The 15,401-nt window shown below is 75.1% G+C and carries 14 protein-coding genes and 1 rRNA gene; 5 read left to right on the top strand and 10 right to left on the bottom strand.

Going from position 1 to position 15,401, the window contains the following annotated elements; all coding sequences use genetic code 11:
* The 3 genes from BLS21_RS17640 to BLS21_RS17630 form a co-directional block, all read right to left on the bottom strand.
* Nucleotides 1-196: ribosomal RNA gene (locus tag BLS21_RS17640) — 16S ribosomal RNA — on the bottom strand; the annotation flags it as partial.
* Nucleotides 197-901: 705 nt separating this feature from the next.
* The gene (locus tag BLS21_RS17635) at nucleotides 902-1,525 is read right to left on the bottom strand and encodes an alpha-ketoglutarate-dependent dioxygenase AlkB (RefSeq protein WP_091221410.1); all 624 of its coding nucleotides are present in this window, start codon (nucleotides 1,523-1,525) and stop codon (nucleotides 902-904) included.
* A 221-nt stretch (nucleotides 1,526-1,746) separates the two neighbouring features.
* Nucleotides 1,747-3,966 (bottom strand): RecQ family ATP-dependent DNA helicase, encoded by a 2,220-nt coding sequence (locus tag BLS21_RS17630; protein ID WP_091221408.1) that lies wholly within the window; start codon nucleotides 3,964-3,966, stop codon nucleotides 1,747-1,749.
* A gap of 81 nt (nucleotides 3,967-4,047) precedes the next feature.
* Between BLS21_RS17630 and BLS21_RS17625 the strand changes: the two genes are divergently transcribed.
* A complete protein-coding gene (locus BLS21_RS17625; RefSeq protein WP_091221405.1) occupies nucleotides 4,048-4,866 on the top strand; it encodes a PHP domain-containing protein in 819 nt (272 codons plus the stop codon).
* Between the two features lie 8 nt (nucleotides 4,867-4,874).
* On the opposite strand, the gene BLS21_RS17620 is transcribed toward BLS21_RS17625, so the two are convergent.
* Nucleotides 4,875-5,315, bottom strand: coding sequence for an SRPBCC family protein (locus BLS21_RS17620; protein ID WP_091221403.1), 441 nt, complete (start codon nucleotides 5,313-5,315; stop codon nucleotides 4,875-4,877).
* Between the two features lie 124 nt (nucleotides 5,316-5,439).
* On the opposite strand from BLS21_RS17620, the gene BLS21_RS17615 reads away from it, so the two are divergent.
* From BLS21_RS17615 to BLS21_RS17605, 3 genes are all read left to right on the top strand, one after another.
* Nucleotides 5,440-6,414: a carbamate kinase gene (locus BLS21_RS17615; RefSeq protein WP_091221400.1), complete on the top strand. Its 975-nt coding sequence runs from the start codon at nucleotides 5,440-5,442 to the stop codon at nucleotides 6,412-6,414.
* Nucleotides 6,415-6,424: 10 nt separating this feature from the next.
* Nucleotides 6,425-7,528, top strand: a complete 1,104-nt coding sequence (gene bar / locus BLS21_RS17610) for a barbiturase (RefSeq protein WP_091221397.1) — start codon at nucleotides 6,425-6,427, stop codon at nucleotides 7,526-7,528.
* Nucleotides 7,529-7,656: 128 nt separating this feature from the next.
* Nucleotides 7,657-8,913 (top strand): Cache 3/Cache 2 fusion domain-containing protein, encoded by a 1,257-nt coding sequence (locus tag BLS21_RS17605; RefSeq protein WP_091221395.1) that lies wholly within the window; start codon nucleotides 7,657-7,659, stop codon nucleotides 8,911-8,913.
* A gap of 132 nt (nucleotides 8,914-9,045) precedes the next feature.
* Here BLS21_RS17605 and BLS21_RS17600 read toward each other — a convergent pair whose 3' ends face one another.
* The 4 genes from BLS21_RS17600 to rpsD all read right to left on the bottom strand — a co-directional run bounded on the left by BLS21_RS17600 (nucleotide 9,046) and on the right by rpsD (nucleotide 11,376).
* A complete protein-coding gene (locus tag BLS21_RS17600) occupies nucleotides 9,046-9,333 on the bottom strand; it encodes a Dabb family protein (protein WP_091221392.1) in 288 nt (95 codons plus the stop codon).
* A 187-nt stretch (nucleotides 9,334-9,520) separates the two neighbouring features.
* Nucleotides 9,521-9,943: an organic hydroperoxide resistance protein gene (locus BLS21_RS17595; protein ID WP_091221390.1), complete on the bottom strand. Its 423-nt coding sequence runs from the start codon at nucleotides 9,941-9,943 to the stop codon at nucleotides 9,521-9,523.
* Nucleotides 9,944-10,153: 210 nt separating this feature from the next.
* Nucleotides 10,154-10,684, bottom strand: coding sequence for an RNA 2'-phosphotransferase (locus tag BLS21_RS17590; RefSeq protein ID WP_091221387.1), 531 nt, complete (start codon nucleotides 10,682-10,684; stop codon nucleotides 10,154-10,156).
* 89 nt (nucleotides 10,685-10,773) lie between these two features.
* Entirely contained in the window at nucleotides 10,774-11,376 is a 603-nt protein-coding gene (gene rpsD, locus BLS21_RS17585) for a 30S ribosomal protein S4 (RefSeq protein WP_091221385.1), read from the bottom strand.
* A gap of 61 nt (nucleotides 11,377-11,437) precedes the next feature.
* On the opposite strand from rpsD, the gene BLS21_RS17580 reads away from it, so the two are divergent.
* On the top strand, nucleotides 11,438-12,190 hold the full coding sequence (locus BLS21_RS17580) for a hypothetical protein (protein WP_091221382.1): 753 nt from the start codon (nucleotides 11,438-11,440) through the stop codon (nucleotides 12,188-12,190).
* A gap of 139 nt (nucleotides 12,191-12,329) precedes the next feature.
* Here BLS21_RS17580 and BLS21_RS17575 read toward each other — a convergent pair whose 3' ends face one another.
* Together BLS21_RS17575 and BLS21_RS17570 are read right to left on the bottom strand one after the other, a co-directional pair.
* Nucleotides 12,330-13,730, bottom strand: coding sequence for a YlbE family protein (locus BLS21_RS17575; protein ID WP_091221380.1), 1,401 nt, complete (start codon nucleotides 13,728-13,730; stop codon nucleotides 12,330-12,332).
* The gene (locus tag BLS21_RS17570; RefSeq protein WP_091221377.1) at nucleotides 13,727-15,214 is read right to left on the bottom strand and encodes an AllF/FdrA family protein; all 1,488 of its coding nucleotides are present in this window, start codon (nucleotides 15,212-15,214) and stop codon (nucleotides 13,727-13,729) included. Before BLS21_RS17570 ends, BLS21_RS17575 begins: the two co-directional genes overlap by 4 nt.
* Between the last annotated feature and the right edge of the window lie 187 nt (nucleotides 15,215-15,401).

Here is a 15,401-nt window from a genome sequence, read left to right as displayed (position 1 = left end):
CAGACCATGCGGTCAGCGGTCACATCCGGTATTAGCCCCAATTTCTTGGAGTTATCCCAGAGCCGGGGGCAGGTTGCCCACGTGTTACTCACCCGTTCGCCACTGATCCCCGTCCGAAGACGGTTCACCGTTCGACTTGCATGTGTTAAGCACGCCGCCAGCGTTCGTCCTGAGCCAGGATCAAACTCTCCGTAGATGAATTCAAATCCGGGCGAGAACCGAGAACTGGACGCTCTCGTCAATCAACCCAAAGAAACCCACAAAGGGGTCACATACATGGCACTGACTTTCGGCACGCTGTTGAGTTCTCAAGGAGCGGACGCGCTCGTACTCCAGCCTTCTCGGCCTTCGTTCGAGGCGGTGTCTCCAATGTACACCGTGCTCCGCAGCGGTCGGACCTCGGGGGTCTGTCCGGCGGTTTCCCAGGCTTGCGACCCGGTCTGTTCTCGCTCGGTGCAGAGAGAACAGTACACCACCCGCGGGGCCCCCTGCAGGGGGGGTCCGCGGAGGAGGCCGCCCTCCCGGTGGATGCCCCTGTGCCCAGGGGCATCGGTGCCCGTCGGGCCGGCTGAGGAGCCGGACTCCGGGACGTCGGGGTCGACGCGGTCCGCCGCGCCGAGCCTCCCGCACCGATCCCGCCCTGCGACAGGAGGCGGGTGGAGGGCAGCGCGCGGTGGTCCTAGGACCCGCTGCCGGGACGAGGCCGGCCCCCTCGTCGGCTCCCCGCCGCATCCGCGCTCCTCGTCATGGAGCCGGGGGCGGGTGGCCGGCCGCTGGTGGCGGTGTCCCGACGTGTGGGGGAACGCCCCGCCGCCGGAGCGACTTCCGCGCGCGGGTGTGAGCCGGGTCACAGCCTGCGACCGCCGACCTGACACGTGGACGCCACCCGCCCCCGGCGGCGTCAGGCCACACCACGGGGGCGGAACTGGACGCTGACCCGGGGGCCCACCGGCTTGGTGGTCTTCGGGATGCAGTGCTCCCACGTCCGCTGGCACGCACCGCCCATGACGACCAGGTCCCCGTGACCCAGGGGGAACCGCAGGCCCGCCCCGCCGCCGACCGGGCGGAGCAGCAGCGGCCGCGGCGACCCGAAGGACACGATCGCGACCATGGTGTCGGCGCTGCGCCCGCGGCCGAGTCGGTCACCGTGCCAGGCGACGCTGTCACGGCCGTCGCGGTAGAGGCACATGCCGGCGCTGACGAACGGCTCGCCCAACTCTGGCCCGTAGCGGGCGTTCAGCGCCTCCCGTGCCTCGGTGAGCAACGGGTGCGGCAGCGGCTCGTCCCCGCCGTACCACCGCAGCAGGCGGGGGACGGCGACCTCGCGCTCGTACATCTGCCGTCGGTCGGCCCGCCAGCCGATGTCCCCGAGCAGCACCTCGAGCACCTCGTCGGACCCCCGGACCCAGCCGGGCAGGTGGTCGACCCAGGCACCCCGGTCGAGGTGGTGCCGGGTGACCGCGAGGGCCCCGAGCGTGGCCTCCTCGGCGAGGTCCCACATCGACGGCTGGTGTACGAGCGACATGGGCGGAGGCTACGCGGGATCGAACGCGTGTACGAGTGCGGACCGCGCCAACCGCTCCGAGTGGAGGCGGCCTCGTCCCGGCGCCCGGCCTGGACTCGGGAGGGCCCGGGTGGACGGGCGGCCGCCCTGCAGGGATCCGGCGCGAGCCCGGTGACGTGCTGGAACGGCCACCTCGGGACCCCACGCCGAGATTGCGAGGCGTGAGGGGAGGTGGTCCTCCGTCAGGCGGTGAGGGCGAGCGCGAAGGGCAGCACGCGGGAGGCGCCAGCCAGCCGCAGCTCGCGACCGGCGACGGTCATGGTCCAGCGCGAGTCGGCGAGGTCGTCGACCAGCAGCACCGGCACCGGGCCCAGCTGGGCCAGCCGCTCGCGCAGCTCCGGGCCGACGACGATCCGCTGCCACACACCGGCCAGCCGGAAGGCGCTGTTGCCCCCGGGCTGCCCGGTCGGGCCGCCGTGGGCGAGCGAGAGCTCCCCGAGGTAGGGCAGCCGGCCCAGGCCGGCCAGACCCTGCGCCAGCCCGGTGACCAGGCGGGGCCGGCGGCGGGAGGGGACGGCGACCACCGCGGCGGGGCGCTCGGCCCAGTCCCAGGCGGCCAGCACCCGCGCGCAGGCCTGCAGCAGCTCGTCGTCCGGCGAGAGGTCGGAGGACGCCCGCCGCACCGGCACGTCGAAGGCGGCATCCGGGTCCTCCTCCAGGCCCGGGGCCTCGAGGTCGACCACGCCGCCGACACCGTCGTCCCCGAGCAGGGCGCGCAGCCGCTGCCCCCAGCCGAGGTCGGTGAGCCGGGCGACGGCCCGGCCCGGGTCGAGCTGCTCCCCCGGCGCGATCTTGCCCTTGACCTCGACGCCGAGGCGGTCCGCACCGGTCGGCCACTGGGCCCGCGGTGCCAGCTCGACGCCGGGACGGTCGAGGGCGGCGGAGGCCGCCGCGGCCGCCCCCTCGGGGACCTCGGTCGAGTACCAGGGGCCGGCGCAGACGTCGCAGCGACCGCAGGGGGCGGCGGTCGGGTCGTCGAGGGCCTCCTGCAGGAAGGCCATCCGGCAGTGCGCCTCGTCGACCGGCTTCGCGTAGGCGATCATCGCCCGCTGCTCGGCCTCCCGGGTGCGGGTGACGCGGGCGTAGCGGTCGGCGTCGTACACCCACGGCCGTCCGGTGGACCGCCAGCCGCCCTGCACCCGCTCCACCGCGCCGTCCACCGCGAGCACCTTGAGCAGCAGCTCCAGCCGGGAGCGGCGGACGTCGGCCACCGTCTCCAGACGGGCCACCGACCAGGCCTTCCCGTCGGCCATCGCGGAGAGCACCGCGGCGGCGTGGTCCTCCCGCGGCATGGAGGAGGTGGCGAACCACTGCCAGATGGCGAGGTCCTCGGGGCCGGGCAGCAGCAGCACGTCGGCGTGCTCGACGGCGCGGCCGGCGCGGCCCACCTGCTGGTAGTAGCTGACCGGCGACGACGGCGCCCCCAGGTGGACGACGAAGCCGAGGTCGGGCTTGTCGAAGCCCATGCCGAGCGCCGAGGTGGCGACCAGCGCCTTGACCCGGTTCTCCCGCAGCGCCTCCTCGGCGTCCTTGCGGTCGGCGTCGTCGAGCCGGCCGGTGTAGGCGCGCACCTCGTGGCCGGCGTCGCGCAGCAGGGACGCCGTCTCCTCGGCCGCGGCCACGGTGAGCGTGTAGACGATGCCGCTGCCCGGCAGGTCGCCGAGGTGGGCGGCCAGCCACGCCAGCCGCGCCCGGTCGGTGGGCAGCCGCAGCACCCCGAGGCGCAGCGAGTCGCGCGCCAGGGGACCGCGCACCGTCGTCACCCCCACGCCGCCGGCACCCAGCTGCTCGGCGACGTCGGCGACCACCCGCTCGTTGGCCGTCGCGGTGGTCGCGAGCACCGGCGTCCCGGCCGGGAGCGTGCCGAGCAGGTCGCGGATGCGGCGGTAGTCGGGGCGGAAGTCGTGGCCCCAGTCGGAGACGCAGTGCGCCTCGTCGACGACGAGCAGACCGCAGCGGGCCACCAGCCCCGGCAGCTGCTCCTCGCGGAAGCGCGGGTTGGTCAGCCGCTCGGGCGAGACCAGCAGGACGTCGACGTCGTCGGCCGCCAGGGCCGCGGCGACGTCGTCCCACTCGGTGGCGTTGGCGCTGGAGATCTCCACGGCCCGGATGCCGGCGCGCGCGGCGGCGGCGACCTGGTCGCGCATCAGCGCCAGCAGCGGGCTGACCAGCAGCGTGGGGCCGGCGCCGCGGCGGCGCAGCAGCGCGGTGGAGACGAAGTAGACCGCCGACTTGCCCCACCCGGTGCGCTGCACGACCAGGGCCCGCTCGGAGCGCTCGACCAGCGCGGCGACGGCGGCGTCCTGACCCTCGCGGAAGACCGCGTCGGGGCGGCCGGTCAGCTCGCGGAGGACCTCGAGGGCCTCGGTGGCGAGGTCGGCGGACGGCGCGGCGGTGGTCATGGCTCCCGACAGTAGGCAGGACGGGCGACAGGACCGGTCGCCGCGCGGACCCCGGGGACGAAGGGGGAGAATCCACAGACGATGCGACCACCGGACAACCACGTGCACACCAGGTGGTCCTGGGACACCGCCGACTCCTCCACGATGGTGCGCGCGTGCGAGCGGGCGGTCGCCCGGGGCCTGCCTGCCATCGCCTTCACCGAGCACCTCGACTTCACGACCTGGACGCCGGAGGACCGCGCGACCGCCGAGGGGCTGGTGGACCGGCACGCCTCCCGGCACCTGCCCATCGACGTCGAGGGCTACTCCGCCGAGCTCGAGGAGTGCCGCGAGCGCTTCCCGGAGCTGCGGATCTGGTCGGGCGTGGAGACCGGCGAGCCGCACCTGTTCGCCGCCAGCGTCGCCGCCCACCTGCGGGACTCCCCCGTCGACCGGGTGCTCGGCTCGCTGCACTCGCTGAGCCAGGACGGCCGGCTCTACGGCGTGGGGCGGCTGCTCTACCCCGACCCGGACACGACGATGCGCCGCTACCTGGCCGAGCTCGTCGACATGGTCGAGAACAGCGACGTCTTCCAGGTGCTCGCGCACGTGGACTTCCCGCGGCGCTACTGGCCCGGCGGCAGCGACCGGTACGCGGAGAAGGACTACGAGGAGGAGTACCGCGCGGTGTTCCGGGCGCTGGCCGGCACCGGCCGGGCGCTGGAGGTGAACACGACCAGCCCGCTGGCGTCGGTCGACCAGGTGCGCTGGTTCTTCGAGGAGGGCGGCGAGGCGGTCAGCTTCGGCAGCGACGCCCACCAGCCGGCCGGCGTGGGGCAGCACTTCGACCTCGCGGTGGACGTCGTCGAGGCGGCGGGCTTCCGGCCCGGGCGGGACGCCTTCGACTTCTGGCGCCGCTGAGAGCGCGCTCAGCCCGCCAGCCGGTCCAGCGCCGCGCGCCACGTCCGCGGGAACGCGAGGGGCCCGAGCACGCGCTGGGCCAGCAGCACCGCCCGGCCCCGCAGTCCCCGGCCGCCGGAGTGGTGGATGGTCACATCGACCCGGCTGCCGCCGCCGTCCCGCGGCGTGATGAGGACCTCGCCGGCGCCTCGATCGCAGTGGTCGCTGTCGACCAGCGTCCAGCTGACCCGGTCCGGAGCCGCCCACTCGTAGCGCAGCACCACCCACAGGTCGACCCCGGCGCTCCCCTCCCGGACGACGGCCCAGCTCTCCCCCTGGTCGCGGACCTCGTACTTGGCCGGGTCGAGCGTCTTCGACCACACCTCGAGCCGCCGCTCGCTCACGTCGGTGAACGCAGTGAAGACCTGCTCCGGGCTCGCGCGGGTGTCCAGGTGGAAGTGGACGCGCATCGCGGTCTCCCCTCGGGTGTCCGCTCACCGCAGATCCTCCACTCCCCAGCCGCGACGGGTCGAGGGGCCGCGTGCCCCGGCCGAGTACTTCACCACTAAGACACACATCGCTAGGGTCGCCAGGGTGACCCCCGGCCGCGTCGTCATCGCCCTCGGCGGCAACGCGATGACCGGCCCGGACGGCTCGGCCACGCCCGCCGCGCAGCGCGACGCGATCGCCGCGGCCTGCCGGCACGTGGCGGCGGTCGTGGCCACCGGCGTCCCGGTGGTGCTCACCCACGGCAACGGGCCGCAGGTGGGCAACCTGCTGGTCAAGAACGAGATGGCCGCGCACGAGGTCCCGCCGGTGCCGCTGGACTGGTGCGTCGCCCAGACCCAGGCGACCATCGGCTTCACGCTGGCCGACGAGCTCGACGCCGCCCTCGCCGCGCACGGGGTGCCGATGCGCACCGCCGCCCTGGTCACCCGCACCCTCGTGGACGCCGACGACCCGCACTTCCGGGAGCCGTCCAAGCCGATCGGCCGTTTCCTGCCGCGCGAGCAGGCCGAGCGGTCCATGGCCCACGGCCAGGTGTGGGAGGACCGCGGCGCGCGCGGCTGGCGGCGGGTCGTCGCCTCGCCCGAGCCGCGGCGCGTGGTCGACGTCCCGGCGATCGAGGCGCTCCTCGCGGCCGGGTTCGTCGTCGTCTGCGCCGGCGGGGGCGGCGTGCCGGTGGTGGAGGATCCCGCCCGCCCCGGCGGGGCCCTGCGCGGTGTCGAGGCCGTGATCGACAAGGACCTCACCGCCGCGCTGCTGGCCCGCGAGCTGGACGCCGGGACGCTGGTGATCGCGACCGACGTCCCCCACGTGCTCGTCGGGTACGGCACCCCCGCCGCCCGGCCGCTCGGCCGGGTCACCCCCGCAGAGCTGCGCGCGCACGCCGCGGCCGGCGAGTTCGCCCGCGGCTCGATGGGTCCCAAGGTCGAGGCCGCGCTCCGCTTCGTGGAGGGCTCTGCTCGTGGCCCCGGCCCCACGCGCCGCGCCGTCGTGACGTCCCTCGAGCACATCGCCGACGCCGTCGCGAGCGACGACGTCGGCACCGTCCTGTTGGCGAGTTGAGAGGAAAGCCGTGCCCGCACCGATCGAGGTCCGCAAGATCCCGCTGCACAACGTCAGCGACGCCTCCGAGCTGGCCAAGCTCGTCGACGACGGCGTGATGGAGGCCGACCGGGTCGTCGCCGTCATCGGCAAGACCGAGGGCAACGGCGGGGTCAACGACTACACGCGGATCATCGCCGACCGGGCCTTCCGCGAGGTGCTGCTCGAGAAGGGCAGCCGGTCCAAGGAGGAGGTCGCGCAGATCCCGATCGTGTGGTCGGGCGGCACGGACGGCGTCATCAGCCCGCACGCGACGGTCTTCGCCACACTGCCCGAGGACGCGGTGGAGAAGACCGACGAGCCGCGGCTGACCGTGGGCTACGCGATGAGCGACGTCCTCCTGCCCGAGGACATCGGCCGGATCGCGATGGTCGAGAAGGTCGCCGAGGGCGTGCGCCGGGCGATGGCGGAGGCCGGCATCACCGACCCGGCCGACGTCCACTACGTGCAGACCAAGACGCCGCTGCTGACCATCGAGACCATCCGCGACGCCAAGGCGCGCGGCAAGGACACGTACTACGACGAGCCGCACGGCTCGATGGACCTGTCCAACGGGACGACGGCGCTGGGCATCGCGGTGGCGCTCGGCGAGATCGAGATGCCGCGCCAGGAGCAGGTCATGCGCGACCTGTCGCTGTACAGCGCGGTGGCCTCCTGCTCGTCCGGCGTCGAGCTGGACCGGGCGCAGATCGTCGTCGTCGGCAACGCCCGCGGGCACGGCGGGGCCTACCGGATCGGCCACTCGGTGATGCGCGACGCGCTCGACCAGGACGGCATCTGGAACGCCATCCGGGACGCCGGGCTCGAGCTGCCCGAGCGGCCGCACCCCAGCGACCTCGGCGACCGGCTGGTCAACGTCTTCCTCAAGTGCGAGGCCGACCCGACCGGCTACGTCCGCGGCCGGCGCAACGCGATGCTCGACGACTCCGACGTCTTCTGGCACCGCCAGATCAAGGCGACGGTGGGCGGCGTGGCGGCGTCGGTGACCGGCGACCCGGCGGTGTTCGTGTCGGTGGCGGCGGTGCACCAGGGTCCGTCGGGCGGCGGTCCCGTGGCGGCGATCGTCAAGGCCTGAGACCCCGCTGCCCCGGTGCGGCGCGCCTCACACCGCGTGACCGACAGCGACCTACCGTGAGCGCGCACCGCCGGAGCGCCTCGGCTCCGCGACCGGTGCTCCCCACCGGGCCGGCCGAGGAGGCATGCGTGCGCAGGTCGTCCGTCCAGCAGACCGTCCTGCCCGGGTCCCGGCCGGCGCCGGTGCCCCCGCCGGCTCCCCGGCTGACCTCGAGCCGGGCGCGCCGGCGGCTCGAGCGCGAGGGCGGGGGCGAGGACGCCGCGCAGCGGGCCGGGGTGCTCGCCCAGGCCAGCCGGGAGGTCTCCGCGACGACACGGCAGGCCGCGGAGTCCCTCGTCGAGCTGCGGTCGGCGATCGGCGACATCGCCGGGTGCACGACGCACGCCTCGACGGTCACCGCGGAGGCGGTCCGCGACGCGCAGGCCGTCGACGAGCGGATCGCCGCGCTGCAGGGCGCGACCGAGGCGATCACGGAGATCGTCCGGCTGCTGTCGGCGATCAGCCAGCAGAGCCGGTTCCTCGCGCTCAACGCCTACGTCGAGGCCGCCCGCGCCGGTGAGGTGGGCCGCGGCTTCGCCGTCGTCGCCGACGAGGTCAAGCAGCTCGCCGAGCGCACCGCCCGCGCCGCCGGCGACATCGGCGCCCAGGTCGAGGCGGTGCACCGGGAGACCCGCTCGGCCGTGGACGTCGTCTCGCGGATCAGCACGACGCTCGGCTCGATCGCCGCGGCGCAGGACACCGTCGCCGCGGCCGTCGAGCAGCAGCGGGCCGCCACCGACCGGGTCGTCGAGAGCGTGGAGCGGGCGGCCGGCGGGTCGGCCCGGATCACCGAGGCGGTGGCCGCGCTCGCCGACGACCAGCGCGAGGCATACGTCCGGCGGGCGCTGGCCGTGGCCGAGGACCTGCTCGACGAGGCCGGCGGCGTGCAGCTGGGCGAGGGCCGCCGTCGGCTCCCCGTCCGCGACCAGGTGACCGGGGCGAGCCGGGAGGTCGAGCTGCCCGACCTGCTGCTCGGCGGCGTGCCGCTGACCCGCGACGACGACCCGCGCCGCCCCGCGCCGCTGGTCGACGACGTCGTGGCGCTGGTGGGCGGCAGCTGCACGCTGTTCCAGCGGCTGGACGACGACGGCAGCATGGTCCGCGTGGCCACGACCGTCGTCACGGCCCAGGGCCGGCGCAACGTCGGCAGCTACATCCCGCGTCGCACCGCCGACGGCAGCGCCAACCCGGTGCTCACCGCCGTCCTGGCCGGGCGGACCTACACCGGCGAGGCGACGGTCGCCGACCGGCCGTACTTCACCGCCTACGAGGGCCTGCACTCCGCCGACGGCGAGCTGGTCGGGATGCTCTACGTCGGGATGCCGCTGGACGCGCTGCCCGGCTGAGCCGCTCCGACCGCACCACCGGCCGAGTGCGCAGGTGCGGTCGGCGGCACGCGCGGACACGCCGTCCCCGGCGCCCGCGACTGCCCACTCGGCAGGGGGTGCCCCACTGGACGCCGGCCCTGCTGAGCCCGCTCAGAACTGGAACTGCACTCGCGCGATCTCCTCGCAGACCGGGTCGAACATCTCCCGCCGGATGCGGTTGTGCTCGGCCTCCGCGTCGTACACCCGGTAGGCCTCGGCGTCGACGAAGTCGCTGGTGATGGCGAAGCTCCACGCGCCGGCCCGCAGGCCGGCGTCCAGGCCGGCCCGGACGTCCACCAGCCCCTCCACGGGCAGGGCGACGATGGCGTCGAGCGCCTCCTGGACGAGGGAGAGGTCGGTGCCCGGGCGCACCCGGCCGACGACGACGTTGCGGATCACCGGCCCAGTGTGCCGCTGACCTGCGGTGACCCCCTCGGGTCCGGGTACTGGTGACCGAGTGGCCTGGCGAGGCGAGGGCCGTGCTCCCCGGCCGCGGCTGAGCGGTGCACCGCGCGCGGGCGGGTCCCCCCGGCCCGGGCGCGGGCGTCCCCGGCCGTCGTCCCAGGCCGGCAGGGGGTCCTCTCTCTCAGGCGGTGACCGTCTCCAGGGTCACCGGCACGTTGCCGCGGGTGGCGTTCGAGTAGGGGCACACCCGGTGGGCGGCCTCGACGAGCTGCTCGGCGGCGGTCTGGTCGATGCCGCCGAGCTCGACCCGCAGGGTGACCTCGAGCGCGAAGCCACCGGCGTCGTCCGGGCCGATGCCGACCTCGGCGGTGACGGCGGAGTCGGTGAAGGTCGCCTCCTGCTGGCGGGCGACGAGCTTGAGCGCGCCGTGGAAGCAGGCCGCGTAGCCGGCGGCGAAGAGCTGCTCGGGGTTGGCACCGCCGCCGGGACCACCCATCTCCTTCGGCACGGCCAGGTCGAGGTCGACCAGGCCGTCGTCGGTGCGGGTGTGGCCGTTGCGGCCCTCACCGGTGGCGGTGGCGGTGGCGGTGTAGACGGCGGACATGGGGGGCCTCCAGGTCGTCACAGGGGGAGACAGAACGGTCTTTCTCCCTACCGCCCGAGACTCCACCACAGCGCGAGGGGGTGGACCGGAGCGTCCGCGACCAGGCGGGCTCGGTTCCCGAGGGCGCGGCGGCCGGGGAGTGGCTGCTGCGGCTGACCACATCCTTCGGCAAACCAGGCCACGCTCACCGCCGGGGTGCGCGACCTGTCGTCACGGTCCGCGTAGGTACCGGGGCGGGACGGCGTCGACCAGCCACACGCCGTTCGCCGAGCGGGTGAAGACCGCGCCGTCGCGCGCCATGCCCTCGGCGTCGACCCCGAGGACGACCGGCCGCCCGTGACGGGCCCCCACCCGTCGGGCCGTGGCCTCGTCGGAGCTGAGGTGCACCGCATGGCGACGTCCGGGGCGCAGGCCCTCGGCCTCGATGGCGGGCAGGTTGCGCTCCGCCGTCCCGTGGAACAGCACCGGCGGTGGCTCCTCCGCGGCGTAGCCGAGGTCGACGGCGACGCTGTGGCCCTGGCTGGCGCGGATCCGCGTGCCGGTGTCGTCGAGGGCGAACCGGCGCTTGTCATTGGTGGCGACGACGTGCTCGAGCTCCGCACGGGTCCAGCCGAGGGCGGCGAGCAGGGCGTCGACGTCCGCCCAGCCGGCCGCGTCGAGGGTCACCCCGACGGCACCGGGGGCGTGGCGCAGCACGTAGGAGAGCCGCTTGCTGCGCCGGACGACGTCGCGGGGGTCCACGCGCGGCCGCTACCCCGGCGGCGCGAGATCTGCACAGTCGCGGCGATCACGGGCTCGATGGCCACGAGTGTGCAGATCTCGCGGGGGGATCAGCGGGAGTAGTGCTCGACGACGAGCTGCTCCTCGCAGACGACCGGCACCTCGTCGCGGTCGGGCACCCGCTCGACCCGGGCGACCAGGTCGGCCAGCCGGACCTCCAGGTAGGCGGGCGCCGTGGCGTGCGCACCGGAGGCGGCGACGACGAAGGGCTCCTTGGTCCTCGACTTCTCCGCGATCTGCACGAAGTCGCCGGGCTCGAGCCGGTAGGAGGGACGGTCGACGCGCTTGCCGTTGACCAGCACGTGCTGGTGGGTGACGAACTGACGTGCCTGGTAGATGGTGCGCGCGAACCCGGCCCGCAGGACGGTCGCGTCGAGGCGGGACTCGAGGTCCTGGATCAGCGCCTCGCCGGTCTTGCCGCCGGCGCGCCGGGCCCGGTCGAAGGCGGCGCGCAGCTGTGTCTCGCTGATGTCGTACTGGGCCCGCAGCCGCTGCTTCTCGCGCAGCCGGGTCGAGTAGTCGCTCTCCTTGCGGCGCTTGCGGCCGTGCTCGCCGGGCGGGTACGGACGGCGCTCGAAGTACTCGACGGCCTTGGGCGTGAGTGGGATACCGAGGGCGCGGCTGATCCGGACCTTGGGACGAGGGTTGTTCACGGGGCCTCCAACGTTTGGTTAGGCTCACCTTATTCCACGACGTCGACCCCGAGGGGCACCCATGACCATCGGACGCGGGACGTCCTCCCCCGTGCAGCAGGACCGCGCCGCGGACGCCGCCGAGCGGGCCCGCACGGTCGCCACCCGGCCGATCGCCTCGGTGCAGGCCCTGGGGCTGGGCACCAGCCGGCTGCTGGCGGCGGCCACGCTGGACGACGGGCGGGTGCTGGTCGTCGTCCCCCGGAGCGGCGGGCTGGCGACGGCGGTCCACGAGTCCCCGGACGGCGACCTCGCGGCGAAGGTCACGGTGACCTCCCGCTCGACCCAGCCGCTGCGCAACCCGCTGCGGGCCCGGCTCGAGCTCGCCGGCTGGTTGACGCCGCTGTCCGCCGAGGACGAGGCCGACCTGGTACTGGCCTTCGCCGCCGTCCGCCCGGACGACGTCCTGCTCGACGTGGGGCTCACCGCGACGCTGCTGCGGCTGGACGTCGCCGAGGTGCTGCTGCACGAGGGCGGCGGCTGGACCGAGGTCACCCCGGAGGAATACGCCGCCGCCCGCCCCGATCCGCTGGGCGCCGACGAGGACGACCTGATCAGCGAGCACGCCGGTCCGCTGGCCGAGCTGTGCGCCCGGGTGCAGGCGTGGGCCGGTGACGACCCGGTGCACCTGCTCGGCCTGGACCGGCACGGGGTGCTGTTCCGGGTCGAGCCCCGCACCGGCTGCTACGACCTGCGCACCCCGTTCCCCGCCCCGCTCACCTCCACCGGCGAGCTGCCGGGCGCCGTCCGCACGCTGCTGGCCTGCGTCCGCTGACGAGGACCCCCTGCCCCCCGCCACTCGCAGGCTCGCGGCGGGCCCCTGCAGCGGACCGCCCCGGCACGTGGCACCGGGGGGCTGCGACGTCGTGGCGATGAGCGGCTGACGGCCACGAGCGCGTCGCACTCGACGGGCGTCAGGCGGCGGCGCGGGTCTCCGCGGCGAGGGCGGCCAGTGCCTGCTCGAAGCACTCGCGCGGCGGCTGCACCAGCCCGGCGCCGACCTGACCGGTGCCGGCGACCCGCCCGGCCATGCCGGTGTTGATCTGCGGCAGCCAACCGGTGCGCGCCACCGCGAGGACGTCGATGCCGGTCGGGGAGCCGCGGAAGCCGAGGATCGGCACCTGCATGGCGGGGTTCTCGGCCAGGGTCAGCTGGTACATCCGCTCGGTGGTGGCCAGCGCGTCGGGCACGGTGCCGCCGACGAACCGGACGATCGCGGGTGCGGCGGCCATGGTGAACCCGCCGACGCCGTAGGTCTCCATGATCGCGGAGTCGCCGATGTCGGGGTTGGCGTCGTCCGGGCCGTAGTCGCCGAGGAACAGGCCGACCGGGGTGTTGGCGGGGCCGGTGAACCAGCGGTCGCCGGTGCCGGCGGTCCGGATGCCGAACTCGGTCCCGTTGCGGGACATCACGGTCACCATCGTCGAGCCGGGCACGTCCCGCGCCGCGTCCATGGCGAGCTTCGCCGTCGGCATGCCCAGGTTGAGGAAGAAGTGCTCGTTGCCGCCGATGAAGCGCAGCACCGCGGCGACGTCGGACGACGGCGCGTCGACCTCCACGATCGCCGGGGAGAGCTCGCGCAGGGTCATCAGCGAGCCGGCGCGGTTGCGGTTGTGCCCCTCGTCGCCCATCTGCAGCATCTGGGCGAGCACGGCCTTGACGTCCAGCGGCTCGGCCATCGAGCGCACGGCGGCCTGCAGCACCGGCCCGAGGACGTCGCGCATCCAGGCGAGGCGGGTGAGCACCTCGTCGTCGTAGGCGCCCATCCGCAGCACCTTGCCCAGGCCCTCGTTGAGGTTGCAGAACGCCTGGCCGCCGGTGACCGGGTCCTCCAGGCAGTACATCCACATGGATGGCGAGGTCACCCCGGCCATCGGCCCGACCGTGCGGTGGTGGTGGCACGGGTCGAGGGCGATCTCCCCGGCGGCGAGCAGGCGCTCCGCCTCCTCCACCGTGGACGCCCAGCCCTCGAAGAGGCAGGCACCGATCAGCGCACCGCGCAGCGGACCGCTGGCGTCGGCCCACCCGATCGGCGGGCCGGCGTGCAGCAGCGTGCGGTCGGGCAGGCCGAGCACGTCGCGCGCCGGGCGGACGTCGACCAGGTGCGACCCGGCGGCCATCACCCGTTCGACGGCGGTGCGGTTGGCCGCGGCCCGGCGCCGGTCGAGCGCGAGGGCGGCGAGGTCGGCGGGCTCACCGAAGCCGGGCGGGCGCCAGTCGACGTCGTGGACGTCGGCGCCCTGGGCGCGCAGCGCGGCGGAGAAGACGTCGACGCCCGCGGCGACGACCGTCGGCGTCCCGGACAGCAGCCTCATCGCGCGGCTCCCAGCAGGTCGAGCGCGTGCCGGGTGGCCTGCGCGTTGGACGCGAACACGTGAGCTCCGGCCGCGGCGAGCGCGTCGGCCTGGCGGGACCAGCCCTGCGGGTCGGCCTCGGTGCCGACCAGCGCGACGACGGCGGGCAGGCCGGCCGCCCGCAGCGCCGGGGCGAGCGTGGCGGCCGGGTCGGGGTCGGCGCCGTGGCCGAGGACGACGTCCATCAGCACGACCGCGGGCTCGCCCGACGCCGCCACCCGGGCCAGCGCCTCGAGCCGCAGGGTCGGGTCGATCATCGGGTGCGCCCGGCCGACGGTGAGCGCGTCGTCCCCGAAGTCGACCACCACGTGCCCGCGGGCGGACAGGTCCGGGGCGGACGGGTCGACGACGAGGCCGAGCTCGGGGCGCAGCGGGGTGTTGGACCGGATGTCGCCGAGCACCGGCGCGGCGAGCAGCATCGCCTCGTCGGCGAGCGTGCCGCCGGCGTAGAACCCCTTGAGGACGGCGCCCGGCGCGGCCGTTCTGGTCGAGGTGCGCGACGGCCACTCCGGCACCGCGACGCCCATCTCCGCGAGCAGCCCCTCGACGGCGGCGGTGAGGTCGGGGGTCGCCGGCGACAGCGCGGCCGAGCGGACCGGCACGGACAGCTCCGCGGCGGCCTCCGCCACCGCCGAGGCCACCGACGGCGCGGGCGGCTTGGAGACCAGCAGCACCCGCTCGGTGGCGGGGTCGGCGTCGAGCAGGGCCAGCGCGTCGAGGGTGGCCAGCCCGCCGACGGCCTCGGACAGGTCGCGGCCTCCCACACCGAGCACGTGCGAGACCCCGACGCCGGCCGTGTCGAGCAGGCAGGACACCTGCTGGGCGCCGGTGCCGGACGCGGCGACCAGGCCGACCGGCCCGCGGCGCACGACGTTGGCGAACCCGAGGGCGAGGCCGGAGACGATCGCCGTCCCGCAGTCGGGGCCCATGACGAGCACCCCGGCGTCGTGCGCGGCGCGCTTGAGCGCGACCTCGGACTCGACCGGGACGCCGTCGGAGAACACCAGCACGCTGCGGCCGGCGGCGATGGCGTCGGCGGCCTCGGCGACGGCGTAGGGGCCCGGGACGCTGACGACGGCCAGCGCCGGACCGTCGGTGTCCAGCGCGGAGAGCCCCGCGCCGATCGTGCGGAGCGGCACGGTCTGCGCGGGGCCGGCGGCGCGTTCGCGGGCGGCCAGCGCGGCGTCGACGGCGGCGACCGCGGCGGCCAGCGCGTCGTCGTCCTCGGCGGTGACCGCGACGAGCAGCTGGTCGCCGGAGGCGGTCTCGTCGGGGGCCAGGCCCATGCCCGCGGCGAGTTCGAGGTTGAGCGGCGTGGCCATCGCGACGAGCACGGCGGTGACACCCTCCCGGGCGCCGACGTCCCGGCTGACCTGCATCAGCCGGACCGAGTCGGCGTACACGCCGCTGCGCAGGGAGACGTGGCGGACGGGGGCTGCGGTCACGCGACCTCCTCGCCGGCGCTCGTCGTCCGCGTTCCCGGGAGTGCTCTGTCCATGGGGTCGCTCGCACGCTCGCTCACCGCGCCGACCGTACCGGTCAGGTACCTCAGCGGTGAGACATCGGCGCAACGACGATTTAGCACTGAGGTACTTCCGCCCTGTCAGCCGGGCGTGTCACATTGGCGCCCCC

Origin of the sequence: Geodermatophilus siccatus (assembly GCF_900103785.1) — a bacterium.
GTDB lineage: Bacteria > Actinomycetota > Actinomycetes > Mycobacteriales > Geodermatophilaceae > Geodermatophilus > Geodermatophilus siccatus.
The sequence above is the reverse complement of the archived record's forward strand: the minus strand, read 5'-3'. Positions and strand labels throughout refer to the sequence as shown.